The sequence below is a fragment of the Aminobacter sp. P4_H6_2 genome, from assembly GCF_056400805.1.
On record NZ_JBFUKO010000186.1, the window covers coordinates 1 to 8,743 of the forward strand.

Below are 8,743 nucleotides of genomic sequence, written 5' to 3' on the forward strand. Positions count from 1 at the left end.
CGCGGAGGCCCTGGCCTATCCCGGTTTCATCACCGATCTCGATGCCTTCACCGAGCAAGAGCTGGAAACGGAACCGATCTATCGCGATTTCCTTCATCCCCGGGGAATCGGCTGGGCAGCAGGCACCCATATCCCGATCCCGACCGGCGATGTGCTGTCTTTCAATCTCGAACGGAAGACAGAGCGGGGTCCCTTCGAGCGGGACTATGTCGATGCACTCGACCGCATGCGTCCGCATCTTGCACGCGCCGCGATGGTCAGCGCCCGAATCGGTCTCGAAAAGGCCCGTGCCGGTGCCGACGCACTGGAGGCGCTCGGGCTGCCGGCCGCGGTTTTAGGCGGGCGCGGGCAATTGCTGGCCTGCAACGGGCTGATGGACACGCTGATACCGGCCACCGTCCAGGATTGTTCAGGCCGCGCCAAGATCACCGACAAGAAAGCCGACGCCCTGCTTGAAAGCGCGCTGTCGGCGCTCGCCGGCGGCGCCAGGGGCGGTATCGTGCAGTCGTTTCCGATCACTGGAGAGAACGGCAGGCCATCAAGTGTCGTGCATCTGTTACCGGTCCGCGGTTCAGCACATGACCTGTTCAGCCGCATTCATTGCATCCTCGTCATCATGCCCTTGCCCGGACCGGGCGCGCCATCGGCCAATGTGCTTCAGGCGCTGTTCGACCTGACGCCGAGCGAAGCGCGGATTGCATCCGCTCTCGCCGACGGCCGATCGATCGACGCCATCAGCGTCGATTTCGGCATTGCCAGGGAAACCGTGCGATCACATCTACGCTCGATTTTCGCCAAATCGGGCGTTTCCAAGCAGTCGTCACTGGTGCGGCTATTGCTCGGGGTCACGCTGCCACGCGCGTCCTGCTGAGTGCTAGACCATAGGCTTACTGGACAGTTCGGGCGTGACCTGCACATCTGAATTCGGGAGGAATGCCAGTGCCATATCTCGATATCTATCTCGCGCAGCTTGTCGATCCGTTCCGCATCGGCCTGCTGATTGCGCTGGTGCTCACCGCGGCCAATACCGCGCAGGTGCTCAATCGTTGGATTCCGATTGCGCTTGGCATCRTCTTCGTTGCCGTGTTGATCCCGCTCAGCCTTGGGTCGGCAGATGGTCACAGCACCGCCACCGCGGTGGTCGTCGGCTTTGCCTCCAATGCAACGATTCTTGGCGTGCTGCTTGCAGCAAAGGCACTTTATTCGCGACTGGCCTGAAGCTCAGAGTTCCAGTTCGCCCTGCCCGGCGTCGAGCGCACCGATCGTCTCGGCGGCAAGGGCTCGGGTGATGCGGGTCTTTTGTTCGAGCGCGGCACGGTCGAGGCGATCGACGACGTGGATGGCGGTCGACAGCGAGCGTTCGATGCGGCGAACCAGGAACTGCACCACATGCGGCTCAACCTCGACCTGACGGTCGGCGAAGAGTTTGGTGATGACGCCGGCAAGCAGAATGTCGTCGGGCTCCTCGATCTCGACAGTCGCCGCAGCCTTCAGCCGCGAGGCAAGATCAGGCAACGTCACACCCCAGGCGGTAGGAAAGCTGCGCGCGGTGAGCAGCAGATGTGAGCCGGCCCCGCGCACCGTGTTGATAAGGTGAAACAAGCCTTCCTGGTCGAGCCTGCCCTGATCGGCATCGTCGATCAGCACCGGTACGGTACCGATATCGCCCAAATGGGCGGAAATGTCGGACGGGCTGAGCTCGATCGCGCCGGCATAGTCGCGCCAGATCGCAGCGAGATGCGACTTGCCCGATCCTGCCGGGCCTGCGAGCAGCACCACAGGCGCCGGCCACTCCGGCCAGCGGTCGATCAGGGCCGCTGCCTGCTGATTGGCCTGCGACACGACCAGATCGTCGCGCGTAAGCCCTGGCGAATGGCCCAGGTCGAGCGGCAATTGGCGCGGTTTGAAAGGCTCGCGCGTCACGGTCATTTTTCCGAACTTGCGCCGCCCGTATTGCGGGGATCGGCGGGCGGGCGCACCGCATGGCCATAGTAGAGCGGCGACTCAAGATAGCGTGAGATAGCAAACCGGACCAGAACAGCGACAGCCGCAGCAGCTGGCACGGCCACCAGCAGGCCGACAAAGCCGAACAGCGCACCGAAGGCAAACAGAGCAAACATCAGCCACACTGGATGCAGACCCACGCTCTTGCCGACCAGGCGCGGCTGCAAAATGTTGCCCTCGATGAACTGACCGACGAAGAAGACGGCGGCCACGGCCACCACCATCGTCCAGTCCGGCCAGAACTGGACGAAAGCCACGCCGACCGACAACACCAGCCCGACCATGGAGCCGACATAAGGAATGAAGCTGATGAGGCCAGCAAACAGGCCGATGAGCACGCCGAAATTCAGTCCGGTCAGCGTCAGGCCGATCGCATACATCACGCCGAGCACAAGGCAGAGCGTGCCTTGCCCGCGCACGAAGCCCGCAGTCGCCGCATTGATGTCGGTGGCAAGCTGGCGCACCGTCTCGACATGGTCGCGCGGCACCCAGCTGTCGACGACTGACACCATGCGGTCCCAGTCGAGCAGCATGTAAAAGGCGACGACCGGCGTGATGATGAACAGGCTGGCGATGGAAAACAGCGCCACGCCCGAGCTCCAGATCGACTGGAACACTGTCGACAGAAAGCCGAAGCCGGTGCTCAGCAGCGAGTTGAGCCCTTCGCGCAGGCCGGCCGCATCGACGCCAAAGCGCTGCTCCAGCCATTGCGGGTCGAAATTGGTGACCAGCTGCTGCAGCTTTTCGATATAACCAGGCACCTTGGCGGCGAAGTCCGCCATCTGCGAGGCCAGCACCGGGATCAGCACTACCAGCGCCAAAGTCAAAAGCACGATGAAGCAGATGAGGATCACCACCGTCGCCATGACTCGCGACAGGCCGAGCCGTTGTAGCCGGTCGGCGACCGGGTCGAGGAAATAGGCCAGCGCCATGCCCGCCACGAAGGGCAGCAGGATGTTGCTGAACAAATAAAGAAACGCGGCGAACAGAAGGGCTGTGATCAGCCAGAAGCGTATCTGCTTGCGGAATGCCGCCGAAGCGGCTTCTTCGGCCGCCTCGTTATCGGTTGGGAGTTTCGCCTTCGCCATTACCGCTCATGTGCCTCAGCCAAGCCACGAGATAGGCTGCCGCGGAAGCGACGGTCAAGAGGCCGGACAGTATTATCGACGCCGGGCGAACCGGGCCCAAGTCGAGCGTGAAAGCTAGCTCGGCCAGTACGATCGCCGCCAGGATGATCTGCATGGCGGTGTTCACCTTGGACACCATCAGCGGCTTCACCACAACCGGATTGCCCATCACCGTCGACAGCAGCACCGCACCGATGATCAAAGCGTCACGCGAAACCGCCAGCATCACGAGCCATAGCGGCAAATGCCCCATGATGCCGAGCACGACAAAGACGCTGACCAGCAGCAGCTTGTCTGCCATCGGGTCAAGATAGGCGCCGAGTTCGGAACGCTGGTTGAAATGGCGAGCGATGAAACCGTCGATCCCATCCGAGACGCCGGCGATGACGAAACCGGCGAAGGCCCAATCCCATCCCCCCGACAACATGGCGTAGATCACGCATGGCACGAGCACCAGGCGCATGATCGTGATCATGTTCGGAATAGTCACAACCGGCGTCCCCCCCTTGTCTTTTGCCGATACTCTTTGTCTTTTCCCGATACATGGGCGAGACTTGGCACCTCCGCAAGGGATGGGCCGGAATGTGGCCCTGTCCACTGCTTTGGCAGGCTGATTACGCTGCATCCGGCCTGTCTCGCTTGCGGGGAAGGGCCGTTCATGCGAATAGCGCCCAAAAGCGCACGGCATCAGGACTTGACGATGAGCGAAGGCAAGAACGGTCTCACCTATGCGCAGGCGGGCGTCGACATCGACGCCGGAAACCTGATGGTCGAGAAGATCAAGCCGCTGGTGCGCTCGACGCGCCGGCCAGGCGCGGATGGCGAGATCGGCGGCTTCGGCGGATTGTTCGACCTCAAGGCCGCTGGCTTCACCGATCCGATCCTGGTCGCAGCCAATGACGGCGTCGGCACCAAGCTCAAGATCGCCATCGACGCCGGCAAGCACGACACGATCGGCATCGACCTCGTGGCCATGTGCGTCAACGACATCGTCGTGCAGGGYGCCGARCCGCTGYTSTTCCTCGACTATTTCGCCACCGGCAAGCTCGACCCCRACCAGGGSGCCGMSATYGTCTSAGGTATCGCCGAAGGCTGCCGCCAGGCCGGCTGCGCCCTCATCGGCGGYGAGACCGCYGAAATGCCSGGCATGTATCAYGGCAACGATTACGACCTCKCCGGATTTGCSGTCGGYGCCGCCGARCGCGGCCAGCTTCTGCCCACCGACGATGTTGTTGAAGGCGACGTGCTGCTCGGCCTCGCGTCTTCGGGCGTGCATTCCAACGGCTATTCGCTGGTGCGCCGAGTCGTTGAAACATCAGGTCTCAAATGGAGCGACCGCGCGCCCTTCGCCGACGGTCCGACGCTCGCCGAAGCGCTGCTCGAGCCGACGCGCATCTATGTGAAGTCGCTGCTCAAGGCGATCCGCGAAACTCACGGAATCAAGGCGCTGGCCCACATCACGGGCGGCGGTTTCCCCGAAAACATCCCAAGGGTACTGCCCAAGGAATTCTCCGCCGAGCTCGATCTTTCCGCCATCGACGTGCCGCGCGTCTTCTCCTGGCTCGCCGCGACCGGTGGTGTTGCGCCCGAGGAAATGATGCGCACCTTCAACTGCGGCATCGGCATGATCGCAGTGGTTGCCGACAGTCAGGCAGCGCAGGTCGCCGCCGTACTGCAGGAAGCTGGCGAGACGGTCACGCCGATCGGCCGCATCGTGCCGCGCCGCGACACCGGCGTCATCTATCGCGGTTCGCTGTCGCTATGAGCACGCCTCGCAAACGCACCGTCATCCTGATCTCAGGCCGTGGCTCGAACATGGCGGCCCTGATCGATGTCGCCGCCGACCCGGCCTTCCCGGCCGAGATCGTCGGCGTCATCTCCGACAAGGCCAACGCTGCGGGCCTGGGCATCGCGGCCAGCCGCGGCATCGCCACCAAGGTGGTGGCGCGCAGCGACTATGCCAGCAAGGACGCGCATGATGCCGCGATCGACGCAGCCCTTGCCACCTTCGGCGCCGAGATCGTCGCCCTTGCCGGCTACATGCGGCTGTTGACCAGCGGCTTCGTCGAGAAGTGGCAAGGTAAGATGATCAACATCCATCCAGCTCTGCTGCCGTCCTTCAAGGGCCTCGACACCCACAGCCGCGCGCTTAACGCCGGAATTCGCGTGCATGGCTGCACCGTGCATTTCGTCACGCCCGCCATGGATGACGGTCCGATCATCGCCCAGGCCGCAGTGCCCGTTCTGATCGACGACGACGAGCCGACGCTTTCCGCACGCGTGCTTAAGGCCGAGCACCGGCTATATCCCCTCGCCCTCAAGCTGTTTGCCGAGGGTAAGGTACGGATGGAAGGCGGCCGCACCGCCTATTCCGGTTTCCACGATACGATCGGCCAAGACGAAATTGCCGCGCCCAACCCGGCGCGCGATGAGATCGATCTCGAGCAACTGGCGCGCATCACCCCCTGACCGGGAGGCCGGCATGGCGAAGACCAGGCAATTGCTGCTTCTGCGCCATGCCAAGTCGAGCTGGGACACGCCCGAACTTGCCGACTTCGACCGGCCATTGTCGCCGCGCGGCCAGAAAGCCGCGCCGCGCATGGGCACGGAGATCGCTCAACGCGGCTGGCTTCCCGATCTCGCTCTTGTTTCGCCAGCGGCGCGCACCCGCGAAACCTGGCAGGTCGCATCAGCGAGCTGGCCGAAACCTCGGCCCAAGGTTGTGTTTCTGGAAAGCCTCTACGGGGCTTCGGCCAATGACCTTTTCAATGCCGCAAGGACGACGTCCAGGGACATCGCCACATTGCTGATCATCGGCCATAATCCGGGGCTCGAGACATTTGCCCTGCAGCTCGTCGGCCCCGGTTCGAATGGCGAGGCGCTTCATCTGCTTGAGGAAAAATTCCCAAGTGCCGCGCTTGCCCGCTTCGAGTTCGACGGCGATTGGGGCGAACTGCGCGCCGGTGCGGCCCGCCTCACCCACTGTTTCAGGCCAAAGGACCTGGATTGAGCCGGATGGCTTTGCCCGTAGTGGCGGAAGCAAGATAGTTGCATATACAATTATTCCTGTTATCTTCTACCCTATGTTCGACCATTGCATCTACTTCAACACCACAGCCCTTGCGCGACAGCTCGAGCGCATCTGGTCGACGGCCTTTGCCCCGTTCGACCTGACTCCTCCACAAGGGTTCATGTTGCGGGCCGTTCTGGCGCGGCCGGGCCTGCTGCAAAGCGAGCTTGCCGACGAACTGAAGATCGCGCGAGCGACTGCGACGCGCGGCCTTGACGGGCTGGAAGGCAAGGGCCTGATCGTCCGCAACAAGTCCACGCGCGACAAACGCGAATCCGCGATCACTCCGACCGCCGAGGCCCTGTCCATCAAGGATGCGGTGAACGCAGCAAGCGGAGCGACCACCGCGCACCTGACAGCCCTCTTTGGCGAGACGGTCTTTGCCGGTTTCGTCGAGCAGGCCAAGGCAATCGCGTCAAAGCTGGAATGACCCAGTCACGATAGTTGCATATCTAACCAATGGAGAAGAGCATGCCTATTCTCACCGTCAAGATTGCCGCGCAGCGCAGCGACACGCTGACCGGCGACGTAGCGGCGATGCTGGCCGAACACACCAGCAACATCCTCGGCAAGAAGCCTGAGGTGACGGCAATTGCCATCATCTATGTCGATCCGCGCGACTGGATCATCGCCGGCCGGTCCCTTCAGCAGCACGGCAAGTCAAGCTTTGCGCTGGAGATCAAGGTAACCGACGAAACCAACACCAAGGATGAGAAGAACCGCTACATCCAGGCAGTCTTCGATGGATTAGCGAAGATCCTCGGCGACATTCATGAAGAGAGCTACATCCACGTGCACGACGTCAAGGCCGCTGCCTATGGTTATGGCGGCAAGACCCAGGAGTTCCGCTATCACCATTCCTGATAGCGGAAGCCACCTATCGGAACTTACGACGCAACAGCGACACCAGCCAGGGCGCTGCGAGGATGAGTACAGCGCCACACAACCACACGACGACGATCAGCGGACGCAGGACGACACCGACCAGGCCAACCAATCCGCCGAGAAAGCCGGTGGTCTGCGAGCTGTCGAACGCGCTGACGACCTCGGTTCCGATGCCGGTCGCCGTCGCGGCATCCTTGCCGGTTTGCACGATCGCGTCGACATTGGTTGACGTCCAGGCAAGAATGCTGTCGACGAGGCTGTAGCCGACCCAGGCAAACAGCGACCACAACACAAGCACGATCAATGCCACCGCCATGCTGAACTTCGGCATCCGCGAACGGCGCTCGACCTTCGCGGAACCATCACGGCCGAATGCTTGGCTTCCGTGTTCGCTGGAGCCCCACTTCTCGGCACCACGGCGACCGTCAGCCGCCTTGTCGCCTTGCCAGGCGTTGATGGCCTTCATGACCTCACCGAGCTGGCCGCCATGGCCCTTTTCGCGCCCCTTGTGCTTATTGAAGCCCTGTTCGCCCATCGACCGTCTCCGAATTGGTTCAGCGCCGACGAATCATCGGCCGAGCACACATAGGACGAGTTGTTAGAGATAAAAGGACAAACCGCTGAAAAGACAGCGTGACGCAGGGTGCGTCAGTGAATGCGCTCCAAGGGCGCGCAGTTTTCGCGTTCCATCTGCAGCGTGGTGTGGTGCAGGTCGAATTTCTCCTGCAGACGCGCTTCGATCGCCTGGCGCACGATCTCGGCGTCAGCGCCCTCATCGAGAACCGTATGCGCGGTCAGCGACGCCTTGCTTTGAGTGATCGCCCACAAATGCAGGTCGTGCACCGAGGCCACGCCTGGCACCGTTGCGATGGCGTTTTCGACCTCGGCGAGGTCCATACCAGGGGGAACACCTTCGAGCAGGATGTTGATGCATTCCTTGAGCAGTATCCAGGTGCGCGGGAAGACCATGAAGCCGATGCCGACCGCCAGCAGCGAATCGACCCATTGCCAGCCGGTAAGCCAGATGACCACCGCACCGACAATGACGCCGAGGGAGCCGAGCATGTCGGCCCAGACTTCGAGATAAGCGCCCTTCACGTTGAGGCTGCCGTCCTTGTGACCGGCCAACAGGCGCATCGAGGTCAGATTGACCAGCAGGCCGATGACGGCGATGCCCAGCATGCCAATCGACTGAATTTCCTGTGGCACAGATAGCCTGACATAGGCCTCGTACAGGATGTAGAAAGCAACCGCGAGCAACAGCAGCGCGTTGAATGYCGCAGCCAAAATCTCGAAACGGGCATAACCGTAGGTGCGCAGAAGATCAGCCGGGCGGCGACCGACATTGATCGCCACAAGCGCGATCGCCAGCGCCATGGAGTCGGTCAGCATGTGCGTGGCATCGGAGATCAGCGCCAAGCTGCCGGTGACGAAGCCGCCGACGGCCTCCGCGACAGTGAAAGTGGCGGTCAGGCCGAACGCCATCCACAGCCGCGAGACCGGGGTGTTTTCGATGTCGCCGTGCGCATGGTCGCCGCTCATGGTGCCCTCAAGTTGATTGTCTCGCCAGATATCAGGCGGCGGGTCTGATCCAGACCTTGTTGTCGTGGACGGCGGCACCGCCATAAGGTGCCGGCGCATCGGCACCAGTCAGGAC

12 protein-coding genes are annotated in these 8,743 nt (G+C 62.4%); 7 read left to right on the top strand and 5 right to left on the bottom strand.

Translation table 11 applies throughout. The annotated features are described in order from the left end of the window. Positions 1-871, top strand: an 871-nt coding sequence (locus tag AC1DUU_RS15000) for a helix-turn-helix transcriptional regulator (RefSeq protein ID WP_476784204.1), incomplete at its 5' end; no start/stop codon positions are given. 68 nt (positions 872-939) lie between these two features. Further along, positions 940-1,218, top strand: coding sequence for a hypothetical protein (locus AC1DUU_RS15005; protein ID WP_476784205.1), 279 nt, complete (start codon positions 940-942; stop codon positions 1,216-1,218). A gap of 3 nt (positions 1,219-1,221) precedes the next feature. Here AC1DUU_RS15005 and hdaA read toward each other — a convergent pair whose 3' ends face one another. From hdaA to AC1DUU_RS15020, 3 genes are read right to left on the bottom strand one after another with little or no spacing between them, the layout of a single operon-like run. Further along, positions 1,222-1,923: a DnaA regulatory inactivator HdaA gene (hdaA, locus tag AC1DUU_RS15010; protein WP_476784206.1), complete on the bottom strand. Its 702-nt coding sequence runs from the start codon at positions 1,921-1,923 to the stop codon at positions 1,222-1,224. A gap of 2 nt (positions 1,924-1,925) precedes the next feature. Next, complete coding sequence (locus tag AC1DUU_RS15015; protein WP_476784207.1) at positions 1,926-3,092, bottom strand: AI-2E family transporter; 1,167 nt, start codon at positions 3,090-3,092, stop codon at positions 1,926-1,928. Beyond that, a complete protein-coding gene (locus tag AC1DUU_RS15020) occupies positions 3,064-3,621 on the bottom strand; it encodes a CDP-alcohol phosphatidyltransferase family protein (RefSeq protein ID WP_476784208.1) in 558 nt (185 codons plus the stop codon). Before AC1DUU_RS15020 ends, AC1DUU_RS15015 begins: the two co-directional genes overlap by 29 nt. A gap of 210 nt (positions 3,622-3,831) precedes the next feature. Here AC1DUU_RS15020 and purM point away from each other — a divergent pair, with 210 nt between their 5' ends. From purM to AC1DUU_RS15045, 5 genes are all read left to right on the top strand, one after another. Beyond that, complete coding sequence (purM, locus tag AC1DUU_RS15025) at positions 3,832-4,896, top strand: phosphoribosylformylglycinamidine cyclo-ligase (RefSeq protein ID WP_476784209.1); 1,065 nt, start codon at positions 3,832-3,834, stop codon at positions 4,894-4,896. Further along, positions 4,893-5,600 carry a phosphoribosylglycinamide formyltransferase gene (gene purN, locus AC1DUU_RS15030; RefSeq protein WP_476784210.1) on the top strand — a complete coding sequence of 236 codons (708 nt, stop codon included), beginning with the start codon at positions 4,893-4,895 and terminating at the stop codon, positions 5,598-5,600. The genes purM and purN overlap by 4 nt, the downstream gene beginning before the upstream one ends. Before the next feature lie 13 nt (positions 5,601-5,613). Next, entirely contained in the window at positions 5,614-6,141 is a 528-nt protein-coding gene (locus AC1DUU_RS15035) for a SixA phosphatase family protein (RefSeq protein WP_476784211.1), read from the top strand. Between the two features lie 73 nt (positions 6,142-6,214). Continuing rightward, the gene (locus tag AC1DUU_RS15040) at positions 6,215-6,631 is read left to right on the top strand and encodes a MarR family winged helix-turn-helix transcriptional regulator (protein WP_476784212.1); all 417 of its coding nucleotides are present in this window, start codon (positions 6,215-6,217) and stop codon (positions 6,629-6,631) included. Between the two features lie 41 nt (positions 6,632-6,672). Continuing rightward, on the top strand, positions 6,673-7,065 hold the full coding sequence (locus AC1DUU_RS15045; RefSeq protein ID WP_476784213.1) for a tautomerase family protein: 393 nt from the start codon (positions 6,673-6,675) through the stop codon (positions 7,063-7,065). A 13-nt stretch (positions 7,066-7,078) separates the two neighbouring features. Here the strand turns inward: AC1DUU_RS15045 and AC1DUU_RS15050 are convergent, their stop codons facing one another. Both AC1DUU_RS15050 and AC1DUU_RS15055 read right to left on the bottom strand, forming a co-directional pair. Next, a complete protein-coding gene (locus AC1DUU_RS15050) occupies positions 7,079-7,621 on the bottom strand; it encodes a hypothetical protein (RefSeq protein WP_476784214.1) in 543 nt (180 codons plus the stop codon). 113 nt (positions 7,622-7,734) lie between these two features. Continuing rightward, on the bottom strand, positions 7,735-8,628 hold the full coding sequence (locus tag AC1DUU_RS15055; RefSeq protein ID WP_476784215.1) for a cation diffusion facilitator family transporter: 894 nt from the start codon (positions 8,626-8,628) through the stop codon (positions 7,735-7,737). Positions 8,629-8,743: the final 115 nt, after the last annotated feature.